Consider the following 19,970-nt stretch of genomic DNA (forward strand, 5'->3'; position numbering starts at 1 on the left):
TCAACAGGGGTGCGGGGCCGCTCAGGGCCGGGTCAGTGAACGGGCGATCCGGTCGCCGACGAACTGGACGAGCTGGACGGTGATGATGAGCAGGACGATCGTGCCGAGCATGACGGTCATGTCGAAGCGCTGGTAGCCGTAGGTCACGGCCAGGAAGCCGATGCCGCCCGCGCCGATGGTCCCGGCAATGGCCGAGTATTCGATCATCGAGATGGTGTTCAGGGTGATGGCGGAGGCCAGGCCCGGCAGGGCCTCGCGCAGTTGCGTCTGACGGATGATCTGCGCTGGGGATGACCCCGTCACGAGACCGACGGCCATGTTCTCCCGCGGCAGGTCGTTCAGGGTGTTCTGGACCAACCGGGCGAAGAACGGGATGCCGGCGATCGTCATGGGCACCACGGCCGCGGCGATGCCCAGGGTGGTGCCGGTGATCCACCTGGTCAGCGGGATGATGGCCGCCATCAGCACGAGGAACGGCAGAGACCGACCCATGTTGACCGCCCAGCTGAGCAGCCCGTAGGCCCGGTCCTGCGGGAACAGCCCACGCGGGCTCGTGTTGTACAGCAGCACGCCGGTGGCCCCGCCGATCATGACCACCAGCATCATCACGATGCCCACCATGGCCCACGTCTCCCCGTAGGCCGGCAGCAGCAGGGCAGGCAGCTCGGACAGCGGAGTATCGGAGAGCAGGGGCTGGGAGGTGTCTGCGGTCGCACTCATGCCGTCGCCCCCGCCGTCGCGCCGGCCGGGATCTGGGTGGCGCCCGACGGCGGCGGCCCGGCGCGGTCTGGACTCGCAGCCGAGATGGCGGTCCCGGCGGGACCGGACCGGCCGGCGTCGCTCCTCAGGCGGGCACTGAGCCCGAGCCCGTTCAGGGCGCCGATGGCGCGCTGAGCCTGCTCGCTGCGAACCCCGACGACGGCGCGACCCAGGGCGGTCGCGCCGCGGGCCTCGATGGTGCCGCCGAGCAGGGCCAGGCGGATCTGGTGGTCCACCGCCACTCGGGTGAACCATTCGGGGTCCACGTCCCCATCCCGGTAGGCGAGGTCCAGGAAGGTGTCGAAGCCGGCCGGCAGCGGCAGCGCGGCGATCGGCAACAGCTGCCCGCCGACGGTGGAGTCCTGGTCCGCGACGAGGGACGGCAGAGAGCCGTACTCCGCGAGCCGGCCGTGGGACAGGGAGGCCACCTGGTCGGCGACGTTCCGGACCACGTCCATCTCATGGGTGATGAGGATGATGGACAAGCCTAGGTCGGTGCGCAGGTCGGCGAGCAGGGCCAGGATCTGCGCGGTGGTGTCCGGGTCCAGGCCGGAGGTGGACTCGTCCGAGAGCAGGATCCGGGGCCGCAGGGCCAGGGCCCGGGCGATGCCTACCCGTTGCCTCTGCCCGCCGGAGAGCTGACCGGGGTAGGAGTCGGCCTTGTGCAGCAGTCCGACGCGGTCCAGCAGCTCGGCCACACGGTCCTGCATCTCGTGGTGGACTACCCCGAGGTTGCGCAGCGGGAGGGCGACGTTCTCGGCCACGGTGATGCGGCGCAGCAGGGCGGAGTGCTGGAAGATCGTGCCGATGGCACGGCGGGCGGAGCGCAGCTGGCGGCCCCGGAGCCGGGACAGGTCGCTGCCATCCACCAGGATCTCGCCGCGGGTGGGCTTCTCCAACAGGGAGATGCAGTGCGAGAGGGTCGTCTTGCCGGCCCCGGAGGGCCCGACCACGGCGGTGATGGAGCCTTCCGGCACGGTCAGATCGATGCCCTTGAGCACCTCGACGGTCCCCCCACGCCCGGTGTAGGCCTGGTGCAGGTCGCGGATCTCGATCACAGCGCGCCCCCGTCCCGGGTGCCGGCCGCTGCCAGCCGGAAGCCGGCGCCCCGGTGGTTCTCCGCCAGCCGGTCCCCGCGGCCGAACAGCTTGTGTCGCAGGGTGCCGGACTCGTACTCGGCGGGATAGGCACCGCGGGCCTGGAGCTCGGGGACCACGTGCTCCACGACGTCCTCGAAGCTTCCCGGGGAGACCGCGTAGGCGAGATTGAAGCCGTCCACGTCCGTCTCCTCGGCCCAGTCCTGCAGCTGGTCGGCGACCTGCGCACCGGAGCCGACGAACACCGGCCCGAAGCCCCCGATGCCGACCCATTCGGCAAGTCGGCGGATGCTCCAGGGCTCTCCGTCCGCGGAGGCGTCGGCACCGCCCGAGCGGAAGGTCTCCACGGCGGACTGCACCGCGTTGGTCTGCACGTCCTGACCGATCACATCGTCCAGGCCGTACTGCGAGAAGTCGATGCCCATCCACCCGGACAACAGTGCGAGGGCACCACGGTGGTCCACGTAACGGACGTAGTCGGCGTGTTTGGCGCGGGCCGCCCCCTCGTCCGGACCGGTGATGACGGTTGCAAGGTTGAAGATCCTGATGTCCTTCGCGTCACGGCCGGCCTCCACGGCGGCAGCACGGATCCTGGTCACGGCCTGAGCCAGCTTGTCCCGGCTGGGGGCGGAGACGAAGGCGCATTCGGCGTTCTGCCCGGCGAAGGCCAGGCCGCGCGGCGATGTGCCGGCTTGGTAGACCACGGGGGTGCGCTGGGGGCTCGGCTCCGTCAGGGCGATGCCCGGCACCGAGAAGTAGGTCCCCTGATGGCCGATCTCGTGCACCCTGGCCGGGTCCGTGTAGACGCAACCGTCCCGGTCCCGGACCACGGCGTCCTCGTCCCAGGAGCCCTCCAGCAGCTTGTAGACGACCTCGAGGTATTCGTCTGCGTGGTCGTAGCGCTCGTCATGGGCCAGCTGGTCCTGGCTGCCCATGTTGCGGGCAGCCGAGGGCAGGTAGCCGGTGACCACGTTCCAACCGACCCGCCCGCCCGTGAGATGGTCCAGAGTGGCCAGGCGGCGGGCGAAGGGATAGGGATGCTCGTAGGCGGTTCCTGCAGTGATGCCGAAACCGAGGTGTTCGGTCACCGCGGCCATGGCGCTGACCAGCAGCATCGGGTCGTTGACAGGGACCTGGGTGCCGGCGGTGAGAGTGGCCTCGTTGGAGCCTCCGTACACGTCATAGGTGCCAAGCACGTCGGCGATGAACAGGCCGTCGAAGCGGCCGCGTTCGGCGACCTGGGCAAGATGCGTCCAGTAGCCGATCGTGTTGTAGTCACTGGAGCGGTCCTCCGGGTGGCGCCACAGCCCCGGGGACTGGTGGCCCACGCAGTTCATGTCAAAGGCGTTGAACCGGATCCGGCGCGGGGCGCGTTCGAGCATCAGAATGCACGTCCTTCCATCGGTCCTGGCGGTAGCACCCGCTCCTGCGACAGGGGGTTGCTGCGGCGTCGTCGAGCCAGATCTCTCGGCCGCTCTGGATGGGTCCCTCCCAGGTGACCAGATGGCGCGGGAGACGAACTAATCCGGAGTCACATTCCGACCCTTGGTGCCGGCGGATCGCTGCGGGCCCGGATCTGACGGCAAGAGCCCTCGAATAAGACGTCACATGACGCGGCGTGTGGATGAGTGGCCGGTCCTGCCCCGACCTGATGTTCGTGTGAGGGTTCTACAATGACGGCCGTGTCCTCTTCTGAGCCTGTCCGAGAACCGTCCCGAGCACCCTCCCGATTCAGCGAGACGCCCCTCGACTCCGAGTCGAAGACCCTCCGCGCCGCCGGAACGTGGACCGGTCAGCAACAGACGCGGGTGAGCCTCCGCGAGTTCGAGTTCACGGTGGACGAGCCCGAGGCGGTGGGCGGCCGCAATCAGGGCCCCACCCCCATGGAGTACCTGGCCGGGGCGGTGGATGCCTGCATCACCGTGACCGCGGAGCAGGTGGCAGCCCGGCGCGGCCTGGAGCTGACCGGGATCAACACCTATTCGCTCGCCCGGCAGGACCGCCGCGGCCTGGCCGGCACCGCGGACGTCCAGCCCTACTTCCACCGTTACCGGCTGCAGCTGGCCATCGGCACCCCGGAGACGGACGCCACGGCCCTGCGGGACTTCGCGGCCGCCGTCGAGCACTCCTGCCCCGCCGTGAACCTGCTGCGGGACGCGGGCGCAGGCTTGACCGTGGCCTGGACCTTCGCCGGGCGGACCGTGGACCATGATGCCGAGGCCGCCTGCAACCAGGCCCTCGGCTACCAGCCGCGGATCGGCCCCGTGGACGCCCCGGAACCCGTGTTCACCTGCGAGAACGCCGACGCCGGCCGGGCACCTGAGGCGGACGCGTGACCGCGGCCGGCGTATGGACGATCATCCTGGCGCTGGCCTACACGGCCTGGCTCGTGGTCGGCGGGCGGATCATGGTCCGGCGCCAGGAGACCGGCAAGGGCGGGTTCTTCGTGGGCGGGCGCTCCTTCGGTCCGTGGACTGTGGCTTTCTGCATCACCGGGCTGTTCTCCGGCTCCTCCTACATTGCGATCGTGGAGCTGAGCTACCGGACCGGGATCTCCGCCGTCTGGTACGGCGTGGCGGAGACCGTACAGATCCTGTTGATCGCGTTGCTGCTGGTCAAGCCGCTGCGGGAGAAGCTCGTGGTGACGGTGACCGGCATCATCGGGGATCGCTTCGGCCGTGCCGCGAAGGCCATCGGCTCGGTCATCACCGGGCTGACGTTCCCCATGTACTCCGTGGCCACCACCATCGCGTTCGCCTCCGCCCTGCACGTGGTGACGGACCTGTCCCTGCCGCTGTCCGTGGCCGCCACCGCCGTGGTCCTGTTGGCGTTCCTCTCCGGCGGCGGGATGCGCTCGGTCGGCTTCAGCCAGACCATGAATGTCATCATGATCGGGCTGATGTTCCTCGTCGGCGTCTGGGTGCTGCTCGCCGACCCGGGCTTCGGCGGCGCGGACGGGCTCGTGGCCCGCGCGGCTGCGGCGCCCGAGATGCTCGTCCTCTCCAACGCCGGCGTGTCCCTGATCGTGGCCTGGTTCGGCACCTTCATCATCAACGTGCCCCTGGCCCAGGCGGCCTTCCAGATGTCCATGTCCGCACGCACCCCGGAGGACGGCCAGCGGGGCCTGTACCGTGCCGCCGTCCTCGGCATCCCACTGATCCTGCTGGGCGTGGTCATCGGTGTGGCCGCCGCCCTGGTGCAGCCCGGCGAGGCCCTGCCGCTCGTGGCCATCCCCGAGTACATCGCGGGAGTGGTGCCGCCCTGGGCCGCGGGGGTCTTCTTCGTGGGACTGTGGGCCTGCGCGCTTGGCTGGGCCGGGCCCTGCCAGTTCTCCGGGGCCACCTCGCTGGGCAGGGACCTCGGCTCGGCGCTGAACCCCGCGGCCACGGAGCGGCAGCTGGTCCGCTACACCCGCGTGGCCCTGGTCGGGCTGACCGTGGTCATGGTGGTCTTCGCGCTGCTGCGCACCGAGGAGTCGGCGTGGTGGAACGTGATGGCCTGGACCTTGCGCAACGGAGCCACCCTGGCCCCGGTGCTCGCCGCGTTCTTCTGGCCGCTGGCCACCCGGTCCGCCGCGCTGACGGCCATGCTGGCCGGATTCGGCGCGGGCATGGGCTGGTACGCGGCTTCCGGTTTCCACGCCACCGACTTCTTCCTGGGCATGCACCCGGTGTGGGTGGGCATGACCGCCAACCTGCTGGGCATGGTGCTCGTGACGCTGGCACAGTCGGGCTGGCAGCTAGTGGCACCGGGCCGCGCGCGACAGCGCGGGGTGACGGCCGTCGTCGTGGCCGTGCTACTGGTGATGGCCGGTGCGGCGCTGTGGCCGTGGCTCGTGCAGTTCGGGCTGGTGGGCCTGGTCATGCTCGCGGCCATGATCACGGTCTTCGTGGCGGTGGTCCTGTTGACTGAGGGCGGCGGGGCCTCGAGGGCGGCGGGAGGCGGCCCGGACCTCGCGGACGAGGCCGTCCCGTCCCGTTCGGAGCCGGCTACCTGACCATACTGAGCGCGGGCCGGCCCCGGTGGGCCGGCCCGCGCTCAGTGCATCTCCCATTGCGCGTTGACGTCGATCAGAACACGATGATGGGCTTGAGCGTGGTTCCATTGGCGGAATCGGCAAAGGCCTGATTGATGTCCTCGAACGCATAGGACTTGGTCAGCTTGTCGAACGGGAACGTGCCGGCAGCATGCAGAGCGATCAACCGTGGGATGAACTCCTGCGGCACGGCGTCGCCCTCCACCACCATGCTGATCTTGATGCCGCTGAGCAACAGGGTGCCGATGTCGAACGGGGCCTCCGTGCCCAACTTCGCCGCTCCCACCAGGGCGCCGTGGCCTCGGGTGGCCAGGGACTTGGTCATCTGGGCGAAGACCGGCGGGACGCCGGTGGTGTCCAGGGCGTATTCCACACCACCGCCGGTGATCTCCTTGATGGCCTCGACCGGGTCCGTCTCCTTGGAGTTGACGGTATGGGTGGCGCCGAGTTCCTTGGCGAACTCGAGCCGCTCCGGAACGATGTCCACCATGATGATCGTCGTGGCGCCGGCGGCCTTTGCGGCCAGCATGCCGGACATGCCCACGGCGCCGGTGCCGAAGACCGCCACGGAGGATCCGGGCTGGGGCTGAAGGACGTTCAGGACGGCGCCGGAGCCGGTCATGATGCCGCAGCCGAGTGGGCCCAGCAGGTCCAGAGGCGCGTCATCGGGGACCTTGACGGCACCACTGGCCACCACGTTGGTGTGCTCGGCGAAGGAGGACTGTCCGAAGAAGTGGGAGCTGATCTCACCCGAGTCATCGGAGAAGGACTTCGAGCCGTCAGCCCGTCCGCCACCGAAGTTGCGGTCGTAGAAGTTCACGCAGAACATGGGGTGTCCGGCCAGACACTGCTCGCAGCGCCCACAGTAGGCGGGACCGAGCACGACCTTGTCGCCCGCCTTGAAACCTTGCACGTCAGAACCCACGGCCTCGACGATGCCCGCCCCCTCGTGACCCAACACGGACGGCAGCGGGACCGGGTACCACTGGTCCCGGACGATGGCGTCGGTGTGGCAGACACCTGAGGCGACGATCCGCACCTGGAGTTCGTCCGCGCGGGGAGCGTCAAGCTCCACGTCGCGGATCTCCAGGTCAGTCTGGGGTGCGGTGGCTACAGCTGCTCGGGTTTTCATGGACCGTTCCTATCGCTCGAAGGCCTCGTGGGCCCTCGGTCGGCTGGCGCGCAATGTGGATGCGGGGCGCGTCTTCCACGCAGAAGGGTGGCGCGTCCCTGTGACGACAGAAAGGGTCTAGTCCGCCCAACGGTTTAAGCGTAAACCTTTCCATTCGGTGGCGCAGTCTTTCCAGTCACGTCGCGGTGTCTCGCTCGTCACCACGGTAATCTCCCATGGCATGAGGATTCGGTGAACCCCCGGGACATCAAGACCCACCGCCCGCCCCACGTCTGCCCCTCGTCCGTTTCCCGCAACACACCAGGAGCCCACGCGTGAACGCCACCGACATCCCGCAGCCCGACGGCGGCACTCCGGTCACCGACCCCGTCGCCGTGGCGCGGGTGCATGAGCGCCTGCTGGTCCCGAACTTCCCGCCCCGGGAACTGGTCTCGGTGGAGGAGCTGCTCGAGGACGTCGCCCGGGGCTCGGCCACGGTGCGCGTGGTCGGCGAGGCGTCGGACCCCGTGGCCGTGGCCATCACGGCCACCTTCACCGGCTCCCCGGCCGTGCTGCTGAGCTACGTCGCCATTCGCGCCGACCAGCGCGGACGGGGCGTGGGCACGGCACTGCTGTCTGGGTTGCTGGCCGGCATCACCGCGGACCCGGAGGTCTCCGTGGTGCTCGCCGAGGTCGAGCATCCCGCCCATCATCAGGCCCACCCCGTCTACGGAGACCCGGCCGCGCGGCTGCGTTTCTACGCCCGGCTGGGCGGGCGGATCCTGGAGGTGCCGTACTTCCAGCCGCCGGTCGACGAGACGCAGGACGCCGTCTACGGCATGCTCCTGCTGGTCCTGGCCCCGCTGGAGCGCTTCGTCCACGGTCAGCGGCTGCTGCCGGAGGCGGGACTGGCCGCTGCCCTGGAGGAGTTCATGGCCGGCACCGATGCGCAGCGGTTTCCCGTCGGCCCCGTGCTCGAGGCCGCCGGCCATCCGGACGGCGTCCGGATGCTGGCCGCTGACGAGGTGGGCCTCGCCCCGGTGACCCGCCGCCCGTGACCGCGCCGCGCCCCGGGGACCCTGAGCGGCCGCCGAGGGACTACTGCATCCGGGTGGACTCCGCGTCGATGAAGTGCTGCGCCCGCTGGAGGGTGTGCGAGGAGTAGGTGCCGCCAGCCCGCGCGTCGAGCAGGATGGACTGTTCCACGTCCACGAGCTGGCGGCGCAGTTCGCGGTGCTGCTGGGCATGGCCGTCCGGATCGTCGTCATGGACCATGGCGGCCAACGCCTCCGTGGCGGCCAGGCCCCGGCTCCGGGTCCGCTCCAGCACCTCGGGGGCGAAGGGTCTGCCGTTCTCCCGCAGCAGCGCCTGATTGTCCAGGAAGGCCTGGCGGGCGGCGATGATCTCCTCGGCCAGGCGGGTGACCTCACGGCCCTCGGCCTCCTCGCTGGTGCCCTTGATGCCGAGCACGCGGATCAACAGGGGCAGCGTGCCACCCTGGATCACCAGGGTGATGATGGCGACCGTGAAGGCGATCAGGATCAGTTCGGCCCGGTAGGGGATGTCCGAGGGCAGCGACTGGGCCGCCGCCAGGGTGACGGCCCCACGCATCCCGGACCAGGCCAGCACGGCGCCACCGCGCCACCCGAGGCTGTGGGTGGCCTGGAACTGCGCGTCCGCACGCCACCGCTGCAACCGCGCCGAGCGCCGTGGATTGGAGTCCCGATCATCGTCGGCGACTGCGTTCAGGGCGGCGTCCAATTGCTCGGCGACCTCGGGGATCCGGCGCTGGCGGGCCCGGAGTCGGGCGATCAGCGGGACCACGAACAGGACGCGGACACCGAAGAGGATCACGGTGCAGGCCGCGGCGAGGGCGACCGCCATCCACAGCCCCCGGCCCGAGGACTCGGCGTCTGCGACGATGGAGGTGATCTCGAACCCCATCAACAGGAACACGCCGTTCTCCAGCAGCAGCTGGATGGTCCGCCAGTTGGTGCGGTCGGTGATCCGGTCCACGGCGCTGAAGCGCCTGGGCGCCTGATGCCCGGTCACCAGCCCGGCCGCCACCACGGCGATGACGCCGGAGGCGTGCAGGTTCTCGGCCGGCATGTAGGCCAGGAACGGCACGGTCAGGGAGATCGCGGTGGTGAGCACGGGTTGCTGGCGGATCCGGGACCGGGCCCACACCGTGAGGGCGCCGACCAGCAGCCCGACCGCCACCCCCGCGAGGACCGCGTAGACGAAGTCGCCGATGGCGCCCCAGAACGTGATGCTGCCGGCCGTGGCGGCGATGGCGGTGCGGAGCATGACGAGCGCCGTGGCGTCGTTGACCAGGCCCTCCCCCTCGAGGATCGTCACCAGCCGCGGCGGCAGGCCCAGCCTCTTGCCGATGGACGTGGCCGCCACGGCGTCCGGCGGACTGATCACGGCCCCCAGCGCCACCGCCGCGGCGAAGCCGATGTCCGGCAACACCCACCAGATCAGCCACCCGGTGGCGAAGGCGGAGGCGACCACGAGCAGGACGGACAGGGCGCTGATCGTCTCCAGGTCGCGGCGGAAGTCCGTGATGGGCACGTTGACCGCGGCCGAGTAGAGGATCGGCGGCAGCGCGATCATGAGGATCCACTCCGGCTCCAGCAGGATCCTGGGCGCACCGGGGATCAGGCTGCAGCCGATGCCGACGATGACCAGCAGGATGGGCGCGGCCACCCCCAGCTTCGGGGCGAAGAGGGATATCAGGACGATGATCAGGACGCCGGCCACGGCCAACAGTGCGAATTCTTCCATCCCGTCCCCCTCCGCTCGACCACTGCCCCGACCAGAATAGTTCGCCCCCGGCGGGACCGCTCAGGCCAGCAGGTGCAGGACCCAGCTGAGGGCGACCATCAGGACCGTGAGGATCGGGAAGAGGAAGACGGTCAACCAGCCCAACAGGCCCGCGGCCCCGGAACCGGCGGCGGCACGGGCGCCCTCCACCTCGGTCTGCTGGGCGGGCCCCACGATCGGATCGTCCAGCCCTCCGTGCGAGGCCCTCCGCGACTGCAGCACCGTGCTCAGGACCAGCAGTCCCACGCCCACGGCGGTCACCGGGACCGCCGACCACCGTCCGATACCGTCCCCGAGGGCGAGATGGGCGGCCACCACGGCGGCGCAGTACACCGCGCAGACCCCCAGGAACGTCCGGGTCCGCTCGACTGACAGGCGCAGGACCGCATCGGTGGCCAGGACCAGGACGGCGAAGGCCGCCAGCAGGAGACCTCCCGATACCAGCAGACCGGCCGTGACCTCGATCTGCCCGGACCCGAACAGCCACTCGTCCGCACCGACGCCGGTGAGGAACATGCCGACCAGGCCGAGCCCGAGCCCCACGAGCCACCATGGATCGCGGTCACCCTCGATCCGGCGGGACGGCGCCGCCTGACGGGCGTAGGCCTTCGGGTCGCCGAAGGCCTCCCGGACCGGTTCGCCCGACTCCGCGACGTGGCTCTCCACCAGCGCGAGGGCGTCCCCGATGAAGGGCCCGGGCACCCCGAGCAGCCGCTGCTCGAGGACGAACTCCTCCACCCAGTCCTTCGCCACGCTCGGCGCCAGCCGGGCATAGTCCACCCGGGCGGTGGGGGACGTCGGTCGGCCGCGCATCGGGTTCATGTCAGTTCCTTCTCTGGGGGGTCTGCGGGACTCTCGGTGGGGACCTGGTTCGTGGCGGGACGGTCTCGGGCAGACAGCGCGCCATCCGTGAGCGCCCGGGTCGTCGCGGTGAACGCGGCCCAGCGGGCCGCCTGGCCCGCCGCCTCCCGGCGCCCCTGCTCGGTGAGTGCATAGAATTTCCGGCCGGGGCCGCCGTCGCCGGGCCGCCATTCGACCTCGAGGTGCCCGGCCTCCTCCAACCGGCCCAGCAGCGGGTACAGGGTCCCGCCCTTCACGGCCCCCAGCCCGGCCTCGGCCAGCCGCTGGATGATCGCGTAGCCGTAGCTGGAGCCGTCCATCAGGATGCGCAGCACGCACACCCCGAGCACGCCCCGTAACCACTCGCCCGGCCAGTTGTCCTCGGTCATGACTAGATCGTATGCCTTACTAGTCAGATTGGTCAACTAGTCACCGATATGGACAGCGTCGCACGCCGTCACCCGTTTAGACCCACCGGCCGGGCCGGCCCTAGAGTGGAACCGACCATCCCGAGCGGCCGAGAGATCTGGCTCTGTGACGCCGCAGCAACCCGTGGTCGACGCCGGCCCCCTTCCGGGCGCGGCATCGGCCACCAGGTGCTACCGCCAGATTCGATGGAAAGAAGGTTTTATCTTGTCTGTTGCCCCGAACGCCACCACCGCCGCCACCGCAGCCCTCCCCGCTCCCCTGCCGGCCGCCGTCGTGAATTTCGCCGATCCCAGCGTCCACCCGGGCCGCCCGGCTGGCCTGCTGCACGGCGGGCTCGGCGACGGCGAACCCGTGGCCGAGCAGGACCGCCTCGCCTTCTGGGACGCCGCCGCGCGCCGCCTCGACTGGGACACCGAGTGGCACACCACGCATTCGTGGACGGCCCCGGATCCGGAGGCCGAGCGCGGTCCGGAGATCCGCTGGTTCGACGGCGGCACCCTGAACGTGGCGGTGAACTGCGTGGACCGGCACGTGGCAGCCGGCCGCGGGGACAAGGTGGCCCTGTACTTCGAGGGCGAGCCCGGCGACCGCCGCGCCGTCACCTACGCGCAGCTGCAGCGTGAGGTGGCGCAGGCCGCGAACGCGCTGACCGAGCTGGGCATCGGGACGGGCGACCGCGTGGTCGTCTACCTGCCCGTGCTGGTGGAGACCGTGGTCATCACCCTGGCCTGCGCCCGGATCGGCGCCGTGCACTCGCTCGTGTTCGGGGGCTTCTCCGCCGAGGCCCTGAAGTTCCGCGTGGAGGACACCGGGGCCAAGCTGCTCGTCACCTCCGAGGGCCAGTTCCGCCGCGGGAAGGCCGTGCCGGTCAAGGCCAATGCGGACGCGGCCGTGGCCGGTCAGAACGCCATCGAGCACGTGCTGGTGCTCAACCGCACGGGGCACACGGACGTGGCGTGGACTCCAGGGCGGGACGTCTGGTGGCACGAGATCGTGGACCGCCAGCCCGTCACCCACACCCCTGCGTCCTTCGACGCCGAGACCGAGCTGTTCATCATGTACACCTCCGGCACCACGGGCCAGCCCAAGGGACTGGTGCACACCTCCGGCGGCTACCTCACCCAGGCCTCCTGGTCCTACGACTACCTGTTCTCGAACCCGGACGTGGCCGAGCGGGAGAAGGACGTGCACTGGTGCACCGCGGACCTCGCCTGGGTCACCGCGCACACCTACGAGATCTACGGCCCGCTCTCCAACGGCGTCACCCAGGTCATCTACGAGGGCGTCCCGAACGCCCCGCACCCGGGCCGGCACTTCGAGGTGATCGAACGCTACGGCGTGACCTCGTACTACACGGCGCCGACGCTCGTGCGGTCCCTCATGGGCTGGTTCCCCGAGGGCATCCCCGCGGACTATGACCTGAGCAGCATCCGCCTGGTCGGCACCGTGGGCGAGGCCGTGAACCCGGAGGCCTGGACCTGGGCGCGCACCCAGATCGGCCGGGACCGGCTCGCCGCACTGGACGGCCGGCTCCAGGCCCAGACCGGCGACGGCGGCGCGCGGGTGGCGCGCGACGGTTCCGTGGGCGTGCCCATGGTGGACACCTGGTGGCAGTCCGAGACCGGGGCGACCATCCTCTCCCCGCGGCAGACCGACGAGCGGTTCAAGCCCGGCTGCGGCTCCCGCCCGCTGCCCGGGGTGGACGTGGCCGTGGTGGACGACGCCGGCGAGCGCGTGGCCGCCGGCCTGCAGGGCAAGGTGGTGGTGACCCGCACCGGGCCGGCCATGGCCCGCACCGTGTGGGGCAACCCGCGGCGCTACTACACGTCCTACTGGAAGGACTACGCCGAACGGGGCTGGTTCCTGGCCGGGGACGGCGCGAAGTACGACGAGGATGCGGACCTCTGGATCCTCGGCCGCATCGACGACGTCATCAACATCTCCGGCCACCGCCTGTCCACCATCGAGATCGAGTCCGCCCTCGTGTCCCACCCGGGCGTGGTGGAGGCCGGGGTGTGCCCGGTGCCGGATACGAAGACCGGACACGCCGCCGTCGCGTTCGTGGTGGCCCGCGCCGGGATGGGCGAGGAGTCCGCCGAGGCGTTGCGCCAACACGTGGGCACCGTGATCGGTCCGGTGGCCAAGCCGCGGGAGGTGGTGTTCGTCCCGGACGTGCCCAAGACCCGCTCCGGCAAGATCATGCGCCGCCTGCTCACGCAGCTCTACGAGGGCACCGCCCTGGGGGACACCACGAGTCTGCAGAACGAGCCCTGCGTGGGCCAGATCGCCGAGGTCATGGCAGGTCGATCACCGTCAGCGCAGACTCCAGCCCGGTGAAGTCCCCGCCGTTGCGGGTCAGGAGCGTCAGACCGTGACACGCGGCCGTGGCCGCGATCTGCAGATCCAGTCGCCGCGGCCGTGGCCTGCGCCCTTGGTCCCGGACGAGCGTGGCGAGCACCCCGTAGTACTCGGCGGCGGCCACATCGAACGGCAACACCTCGAACTGGCCCAGGACCATCTGGACCAGCCGGCGCCGGCGCATCTGTTCGATCAGGTCGGTCGCTGCCGTGACGCCATACTGCAGTTCGGCGATCGTCACCGCCGACACGGCAACCTCATCGGCCTCCTCGGCCACGGCGGAGGCCGGGAAGTCGATCAGCGCCGAGGTGTCCAGCAGCGCGCGGCGAACGTCGGGAACGCTCACCGGCCCGCCTGCTGGAGGAAGGGGTCGGTCGGCTCGTCCGGCGCCAGGGCCTCATGACCCGCCTGCAGATCGGCCGTCCACGCCGCCGGGTCCGGGGCCTTCTCAGCCGCGAGAGCACGGTCCAGTTCTGTCACCGGAACGAACCTCCGACGGGTGGACTCGGGCTGGTGGGGCAGCACGTCCGCAACGGGCCTGCCCTTGACGGTGACCACGAAGCTCTCGCCCTGAGCCACCCGCCGCATGACCGCCGCGTTGTCGTTCCGCAGCTCTGACTGCTTGATCGTCACACCCATAGCACAATGATAGCGTTCTCATAGCGTCATCGTCACCGGCCCACCGCCGGGTGATGGCGTGGTTCAGTCGTCGGCCGTGCCGTGGGTCCAGTAGGAGGACAGGGACAGCATCCGCCGGTCCACGCCGCGGTCCTCGGTCAGGTGCCGGCGCAGCCGCTTGACCATGGTCTTCTCCCCGTGCACGAAGGCGTGCACGCGTCCGTCCGGCCATTCCTCGCGCCCGATCGACTCCACGGCTGCGGCGAGTCCCGAGCGGGCCGGCGTGTACTCCCCGCCGCGGTGCAGCCAGGTCACCTCCACGCCCGCAGGCGCTGACAGCTCCCACTCGTCCTCCGGGCCGCCGACCTCGATGACGGCGCGCCCGACGGCGGCCGGGGCCTTCGCGGTCAGCTCGGCCAGCGCGGCGGAGAGGGCGGGCAGCGCCGATTCGTCCCCCACCAGCAGGTGCGCGTCCGCCGCCGCGTCCGGGGCGTACTTGCCGCCGGGACCGGCGAAGGCCACCTTCTCCCCCACCGCGGCCCGCGCCGCCCACGGCCCGGCCACGCCGGCGCCCCCGTGCAGCACGAAGTCGATGACCACGGTGCCCGCCTCGGCGTCCACCGAGTGCACCGTGTAGGTCCGGCGGACGGGGCGCTGATGCTTCGGCAGGTCCCTGCGCAGGGCCTGCACGTCATAGGGCGGCTCCAGGCCCAGCGCCGGGTCCACGAAGAGGATCTTCACGTACTTGTCCGTGAAGTGGTTGTCCCGGAAATCGGCGAACCCCGGCCCGCCCAGGGTGAGGCGCTGGAAGTGCTCCCCGATCCGCTCGGTGGCCACCACCTCCAGCACCACCTGCCGGCGCTTGCCGCGTTCCATCGATCGGTCCATGGAGTCGCGGGACTCCACCGGACCCAGCGCGCCGTGCCCCCGACGGTCGTGCCGGTCGTGCTTGTCGTGCCGGTCGTGGTGATGTCCGTGGCGTCCCCGCCGCTCCTGCTGGCCCCCGCCGGCACCGGCCTGCTCCCGCATCCGGGCGGCCTTCAGCGCGTACTTCGCGGCCTTGTACTCATACTTGGCCACGGCATACTGCTCGCGGGCAGCCCGGTAGCGCTCGTAGGCCTCGTCCGTGGCGGGTGTGCTGACGTGGTGTTTGCTGCCCATGGATCCCTCCCGTGGCACCGCGGTGGAACGGCGACGTGTCTGCCGTTCAGCGTACGGTCTGCGCGGTGGCGCCGATAGGCCCCCCGGCGCCCTCTCGCCGGGGCCCGGCCGGACGGCGGGAGGGCATCACCCGCCGCACCCCGTGCAGGTCGAACACCTCGATCGGCGTCCCGTAGACGCGGCTCAGCAGCTCGGCCGTGCACACCTGATTCGGGGTCCCGTCCGCCACCACGCGCCCGTGGTCCAACAGGAGCACCCGGTCGCCGTACACCGCGGCGGAGTCCAGGTCATGGAGCACGACGGCGACCGCGTCGCCTTGCGCCGCCAGCGCGCGGCACAGCGACAGGATGCGCTCCTGGTGGGCGATGTCCATGGCGGAGACGGGCTCGTCCAGCAGCACAGTGCGCCCCTCCTGGGCCAGCACCCGGGCCAGGGTGGTGCGCTGGCGTTCGCCGCCGGAGACCACGGTGATGGTCCGGTCCTGGAGGTGTTCGATCCCCACCGAGGCGACGGCGCCGTCCACCACCTCCTCGTCCCGGTCCGCCTGCTCGCTGCGGCGCCAGGCGTCGCGTCCCATCTGCACCACCTCGCGGACGGAGAAGGGGAAGGACACCGTGGAGTCCTGCACCATGACGGCCCGCTCGCGGGCGGCCGCCTGGGGCTTCCACTCGGCCACGGGCCTGCCGTCCAGCGTCACGGATCCCCGGCTGGGGGCGATGTCACCGGAGAGCACGGAGAAGAGCGTGGACTTGCCGGCGCCGTTGGGACCGATCACCACCGTGACCTCACCGGGGCGCAGCTCCAAATCCACCCCGTGCAGGATCGGACGGCCGTGGATCTCCACGTGGATCCCCCGGGCCCGGAGCATCACCGGGCCCCCTGCTTCTTGAGCGACTGCCGCAGCAGGATGAAGAACACCGGTCCGCCGACCACGGCGGTGAAGATCCCGATCGGCATGTCCGCGAAGGGGATGACGGTGCGCGCGGCCACGTCCGCCAGGGACAGCAGCACCGCCCCGCCGAGGGCGGACAGCGGGATCAGCCCCCGGTGGGACGGCCCGATCACCAGGCGGAGGGCATGCGGCACCACGAGGCCCACGAAGCTGATGAGCCCGGCGTAGGCCACGGCGGCCGAGGTCAGCACAGCCACCGCGATGATGGACACCACGCGCAGCCGGCCGACGTGCACCCCGGCGTGCTGGGCGGGCCGCTCGCCGAGGGAGAGCAGGTCCAGCTGGCCGCGCAGGGCCACGGCCACCACCACACCGAGCAGGAACACCACGCCGGCGGTGGCCACCGCCGTCCAGGTGGCGAACTGACCCGCGCCGACCACCAGGAGGCGGAGACCGCCACCTTCATCTCCGACCTCATGGGCGGGCGCCGATCCCGCACGGACTACGCCCTGCTGCTCTCGCAGTACGAGCGCATCTACCACCAGCTGGAGGACTCGGTGGCCCTGGCCCGGGTCACCTCACCGGCCCCCGTGGCAGACCTGTTCGACCCCGCCTTGGAGCGCGCTCCCTTCATCCGACGGGACCTGGCCAATCTCCTGCCGGTCGCCGGCCTGGACGAGGCGCCAGTCGAACTGCCGGCCACCCGCGCCTACGTGCTGCGCATCGCCGAGGTGGAGCACGACCACGCCCGGCTGGCCGCCCACCACTACCTGCGCTACCTGGGGGACCTCTCCGGCGGGCAGGCAATCGGCCGAATGGTCTCGCGTCACTACGGGCTGACCGAGGAGCACCTCTCCATGTACCGGTTCGCCGAGATCGAGAAGCCCAAGGTGTACAAGGACGGCTACCGGCTGCGGCTGGACTCACTCGGGCTCACGACCGAGCAGGAGGAGGCGTTCATCGGGGAGGCCAGGCTCGGCTTCCAGCACAACAAGGCCGTCTTCCACCAGCTCGACGGCCTCTCCCGCCAGCGGGCCGGCGCCGCCGTCTGACGACTGGCTCGCCGACTCACCGACTCACCGACTCACCGACGGAAGGAGGCCCCTCGGTGGTCGGGGGCCAGATGAGACCCTCCGCCCAATAGCCGCTCGCGCAGGGTCACAGCACCGTCAGGCCCTGCAGGCCCCTCCGGCAGCAGTCCGCGGCGACGCAGCTCTGGAGACACTAGATCCGTGAACCGCTCCAGGTCCGCTGGGCGGACAGCGGCGGAGATGTTGAAGCCGTCCACGTCCGTGGCCTCCTGCCACGCCACAAGCTCATCCACCACAGTCTGCGGGGAGCCGGCGATCACTGGGCCGCGGCCGCCGATCGCGATGAACTCGGCCAGCGTCCGGACCGTCCAGGTGGCATCTGGGGACAGCTTGGTGAAGGCGGCCAGGGCGGACTGGTTGGCCTCAGTCTGGATGTACTCCAGCGGGGCATCCGGGTCATGTCCCGAGAGGTCCACGCCGGTCCAGCCGCCGAACAGCGCCAGCGCTCCGTCGATGTCCACGTGCTCTCGGTAACCGGCCAACCGGCCTTGGGCCTCCTCGTCCGTCTCGGCCACCACCACGGTGGCCATGGTGAAGACCTTGATCGCGTCCCGCGCCCGGCCACCGGCCTCGAGCCCGTCGCGGACCCCATCCACCCAGGTGCGCACCAACTGCGTGGTGTTGCCGATGAAGAAGATCGCCTCGGCGTGGTCCACCGCGAACTGCTGGCCGCGTTTGGAGGCCCCGGCCTGGAACAGGAGCGGGGTGCCCTGAGGCCCGGGATGCGTCAGGGCCTGGTCCGGCACGGAGAAGTAGCGGCCGCGGTGGCCCACCGGGTGCACCTTCGCCGGATCCACGAAGACGCCGCGTTCGGCGTCAGCGACCACGGCCCCATCCTCGAAGGAGGATTCGAAGAGCTTGTACATGACCTCCATGTACTCATCGGCCCGGTCGTAGCGCTCGTCATGGGGGATCTGCTGGTCCATGCCCAGGTTGCGAGCGGCCGAGTCCTGGTAGGAGGTGACCACGTTCCAGGCGATCCGACCGCCGGTGAAGTGGTCCAGGGTGGCGAAGGTCCGGGCCAGCAGGTAGGGCGCCTCGTAGGTCACCGAGGCCGTGATGCCGAAGCCGAGGCGATCGGTGACGGCGGCCATGGCCGGCACCACCACCAGTGGGTCCAGCAGGGGCACCTGCACGCCACCACGCAGGCTGGCGTCGGTGGAGCCGTCGTGGACGTCGTAGATGCCCGGAATGTCTGCCAGGAACAGCGAGGCGAAACCACCACGCTCCAAGGTCCGAGCCAGATCCGTCCAGTACGGCAGGGTGTCGAAACCGGCCACGATGGACTCGGGATGGCGCCAGAGCCCAGGCGACTGGTGCACCGGCACCATCATGTCGAAGGCGTTGAGCAGCATGGGGCGGCTCGTCGGTTGGCTCATACGGTAGTCCTCACGGTCTTCTCGGTTCGTGGCTGGCCAGCCGGGTCAGTCGGGGCGGTGTGCAGGTCCGTCAGTTCCACCCCGTGCCGGTCACGGGCAGGGTCCTTCGCGGCCAGGCCTGCCACCACGGAGAGCACTGCCAGCACGGTGAGGTAGCCGGTGATCAACCACGGGGCTTCCCCGCCAGCCGCGAAGAGCAGGGCGGCGATCATCGGCATCAGCCCGCCGCCGAGCACGGTGCCGATCTGGTAGCCCATGCTGACCCCTGAATAGCGCACGTGAACGGGGAACTGCTCGGCGAACCATGCGGCCTGCGGACCGTAGACCGCGTCGTGGATGAGGTTGATGCCCAGGATCACCACGAGCGGCAGCAGGCCCAGCGGACCCACGTCCAGGAAGGCGAAGAAGATCCATCCGAACACCCCGATCGCAGCGTAACCGGTGACGGACACGCGGCGGCGCCCGACCCTATCGGAAAGCCAACCCCAGAACGGCGTGGAAAGCAGGCCGATGGCCGAAGCGATCATGACCGCGGTGACGCCGGAGGTGGAGTCCCCGCGTTCGTCCCGCAAGAACGTCAGCATGTACACGGTGACCAGGTAGTAGATGGCGTTCTGGGCCAGGCGCAGGCCGATGGTGACCAGCAAGGGCCGGCGGTGGTGGGCCAGCAGGACCTTCAGCGGCGCCTTCTCCACGTTGCCGGAGGACTGGTGCTCCAGGAACTCTGGGGCGTCCGAGACTCCGAGCCGGATCCAGAGGCCGACGGCCACCAGGAGAGCAGAGAGCAGGAAGGGGATCCGCCAACCGAACTCGGCGAACTGCTCCGCAGTCAGCGCGTTCTGCACCAGGAAGAAGGCCCCGGTGGCCAACAGCATGCCGGCCGAGGAGCCGATCTGGGTGAAGGATCCAAAGAAGCCACGATGGCGTGCCGGAGAGTGCTCCACACTCAGAAGCGCGGAACCGCCCCATTCAGCTCCGGCAGAGATGCCCTGCAGGACACGCAGGATCACGAGTCCGGCCACGGCCCACCAGCCGATGGAGTCGAAGGTCGGCAGCAGTCCGATCAAGGTGGAGGCGATTCCCATCAGCAACAATGAAGCCACCAGCATGGACTTCCGGCCGATACGGTCCCCCAGGTGGCCGGCGATGATGCCGCCCACCGGGCGGGCGATCACCCCGACGGCGAGGGTGGCGAAGGAGGCCACGATCCCGCCAAGCTCGGTGGCCATCGGGAAGAACTGGACATTGAAGATCAGCGCGGCGGCCGTGCCGTAGAGGTAGAAGTCATACCACTCGATCGTGGTGCCGGCGAAGGCCGAGGCCAGGACTCGCTTCTTGCCGTTCATGATGTTCGCCTGCGGTACTGTGGCACT

At 70.3% G+C, this 19,970-nt stretch carries 19 protein-coding genes and 2 riboswitches; of the genes, 5 read left to right on the forward strand and 14 right to left on the reverse strand.

Going from position 1 to position 19,970, the window contains the following annotated elements:
- Positions 1–21: 21 nt before the first annotated feature.
- The 3 genes from RE421_RS01750 to RE421_RS01760 are packed head-to-tail and all read right to left on the reverse strand — an operon-like array spanning position 22 to position 3,238.
- The gene (locus RE421_RS01750) at positions 22–720 is read right to left on the reverse strand and encodes a methionine ABC transporter permease (protein WP_309813285.1); all 699 of its coding nucleotides are present in this window, start codon (positions 718–720) and stop codon (positions 22–24) included.
- On the reverse strand, positions 717–1,817 hold the full coding sequence (locus RE421_RS01755; protein ID WP_309813290.1) for an ATP-binding cassette domain-containing protein: 1,101 nt from the start codon (positions 1,815–1,817) through the stop codon (positions 717–719). The genes RE421_RS01750 and RE421_RS01755 overlap by 4 nt, the downstream gene beginning before the upstream one ends.
- The gene (locus RE421_RS01760) at positions 1,814–3,238 is read right to left on the reverse strand and encodes an LLM class flavin-dependent oxidoreductase (RefSeq protein ID WP_309813293.1); all 1,425 of its coding nucleotides are present in this window, start codon (positions 3,236–3,238) and stop codon (positions 1,814–1,816) included. The genes RE421_RS01755 and RE421_RS01760 overlap by 4 nt, the downstream gene beginning before the upstream one ends.
- A 13-nt stretch (positions 3,239–3,251) precedes the next feature.
- Positions 3,252–3,343, reverse strand: a riboswitch (SAM riboswitch).
- A 195-nt stretch (positions 3,344–3,538) separates the two neighbouring features.
- On the opposite strand from RE421_RS01760, the gene RE421_RS01765 reads away from it, so the two are divergent.
- On the forward strand, positions 3,539–4,192 hold the full coding sequence (locus RE421_RS01765; protein WP_188804396.1) for an OsmC family protein: 654 nt from the start codon (positions 3,539–3,541) through the stop codon (positions 4,190–4,192).
- Complete coding sequence (locus RE421_RS01770) at positions 4,189–5,853, forward strand: sodium:solute symporter family protein (RefSeq protein ID WP_309813296.1); 1,665 nt, start codon at positions 4,189–4,191, stop codon at positions 5,851–5,853. The genes RE421_RS01765 and RE421_RS01770 overlap by 4 nt, the downstream gene beginning before the upstream one ends.
- A 73-nt stretch (positions 5,854–5,926) precedes the next feature.
- Here RE421_RS01770 and RE421_RS01775 read toward each other — a convergent pair whose 3' ends face one another.
- Positions 5,927–7,024, reverse strand: coding sequence for an NAD(P)-dependent alcohol dehydrogenase (locus RE421_RS01775; RefSeq protein WP_115932310.1), 1,098 nt, complete (start codon positions 7,022–7,024; stop codon positions 5,927–5,929).
- 314 nt (positions 7,025–7,338) lie between these two features.
- On the opposite strand from RE421_RS01775, the gene RE421_RS01780 reads away from it, so the two are divergent.
- Positions 7,339–8,061 (forward strand): GNAT family N-acetyltransferase, encoded by a 723-nt coding sequence (locus RE421_RS01780; RefSeq protein ID WP_309813304.1) that lies wholly within the window; start codon positions 7,339–7,341, stop codon positions 8,059–8,061.
- 40 nt (positions 8,062–8,101) lie between these two features.
- On the opposite strand, the gene RE421_RS01785 is transcribed toward RE421_RS01780, so the two are convergent.
- The 3 genes from RE421_RS01785 to RE421_RS01795 are packed head-to-tail and all read right to left on the reverse strand — an operon-like array spanning position 8,102 to position 11,058.
- Complete coding sequence (locus RE421_RS01785; protein WP_309813307.1) at positions 8,102–9,790, reverse strand: sodium:proton antiporter; 1,689 nt, start codon at positions 9,788–9,790, stop codon at positions 8,102–8,104.
- A 60-nt stretch (positions 9,791–9,850) separates the two neighbouring features.
- Positions 9,851–10,651, reverse strand: a complete 801-nt coding sequence (locus RE421_RS01790; RefSeq protein ID WP_309813309.1) for a hypothetical protein — start codon at positions 10,649–10,651, stop codon at positions 9,851–9,853.
- Positions 10,648–11,058, reverse strand: a complete 411-nt coding sequence (locus RE421_RS01795) for a PadR family transcriptional regulator (protein WP_309813311.1) — start codon at positions 11,056–11,058, stop codon at positions 10,648–10,650. The genes RE421_RS01790 and RE421_RS01795 overlap by 4 nt, the downstream gene beginning before the upstream one ends.
- Positions 11,059–11,170: 112 nt before the next feature.
- Positions 11,171–11,290, forward strand: a riboswitch (SAM riboswitch).
- 12 nt (positions 11,291–11,302) lie between these two features.
- On the opposite strand from RE421_RS01795, the gene RE421_RS01800 reads away from it, so the two are divergent.
- Complete coding sequence (locus RE421_RS01800) at positions 11,303–13,435, forward strand: AMP-binding protein (RefSeq protein WP_309813314.1); 2,133 nt, start codon at positions 11,303–11,305, stop codon at positions 13,433–13,435.
- On the opposite strand, the gene RE421_RS01805 is transcribed toward RE421_RS01800, so the two are convergent.
- The 5 genes from RE421_RS01805 to RE421_RS01825 all read right to left on the reverse strand — a co-directional run bounded on the left by RE421_RS01805 (position 13,392) and on the right by RE421_RS01825 (position 16,567).
- Entirely contained in the window at positions 13,392–13,802 is a 411-nt protein-coding gene (locus RE421_RS01805; protein ID WP_309813317.1) for a PIN domain-containing protein, read from the reverse strand. The two genes, RE421_RS01800 and RE421_RS01805, sit on opposite strands and share 44 nt — an antisense overlap.
- A complete protein-coding gene (locus RE421_RS01810) occupies positions 13,799–14,095 on the reverse strand; it encodes a type II toxin-antitoxin system prevent-host-death family antitoxin (protein ID WP_309813320.1) in 297 nt (98 codons plus the stop codon). The genes RE421_RS01805 and RE421_RS01810 overlap by 4 nt, the downstream gene beginning before the upstream one ends.
- A gap of 63 nt (positions 14,096–14,158) precedes the next feature.
- Positions 14,159–15,235: a siderophore-interacting protein gene (locus RE421_RS01815; RefSeq protein ID WP_309813323.1), complete on the reverse strand. Its 1,077-nt coding sequence runs from the start codon at positions 15,233–15,235 to the stop codon at positions 14,159–14,161.
- 46 nt (positions 15,236–15,281) lie between these two features.
- Entirely contained in the window at positions 15,282–16,103 is an 822-nt protein-coding gene (locus RE421_RS01820; RefSeq protein ID WP_309813328.1) for a heme ABC transporter ATP-binding protein, read from the reverse strand.
- Positions 16,103–16,567 carry an iron chelate uptake ABC transporter family permease subunit gene (locus RE421_RS01825; protein WP_309813331.1) on the reverse strand — a complete coding sequence of 155 codons (465 nt, stop codon included), beginning with the start codon at positions 16,565–16,567 and terminating at the stop codon, positions 16,103–16,105. The genes RE421_RS01820 and RE421_RS01825 overlap by 1 nt, the downstream gene beginning before the upstream one ends.
- Before the next feature lie 36 nt (positions 16,568–16,603).
- Between RE421_RS01825 and RE421_RS01830 the strand changes: the two genes are divergently transcribed.
- Entirely contained in the window at positions 16,604–17,179 is a 576-nt protein-coding gene (locus RE421_RS01830; protein WP_309813334.1) for a biliverdin-producing heme oxygenase, read from the forward strand.
- Positions 17,180–17,211: 32 nt separating this feature from the next.
- Here RE421_RS01830 and RE421_RS01835 read toward each other — a convergent pair whose 3' ends face one another.
- Together RE421_RS01835 and RE421_RS01840 are read right to left on the reverse strand one after the other, a co-directional pair.
- Entirely contained in the window at positions 17,212–18,597 is a 1,386-nt protein-coding gene (locus RE421_RS01835) for an LLM class flavin-dependent oxidoreductase (protein WP_309813336.1), read from the reverse strand.
- On the reverse strand, positions 18,594–19,943 hold the full coding sequence (locus tag RE421_RS01840; RefSeq protein ID WP_309813338.1) for an MFS transporter: 1,350 nt from the start codon (positions 19,941–19,943) through the stop codon (positions 18,594–18,596). The genes RE421_RS01835 and RE421_RS01840 overlap by 4 nt, the downstream gene beginning before the upstream one ends.
- Positions 19,944–19,970: the final 27 nt, after the last annotated feature.

This window comes from Citricoccus sp. I39-566, assembly GCF_031432995.1.
Taxonomy (GTDB): domain Bacteria; phylum Actinomycetota; class Actinomycetes; order Actinomycetales; family Micrococcaceae; genus Citricoccus; species Citricoccus nitrophenolicus_A.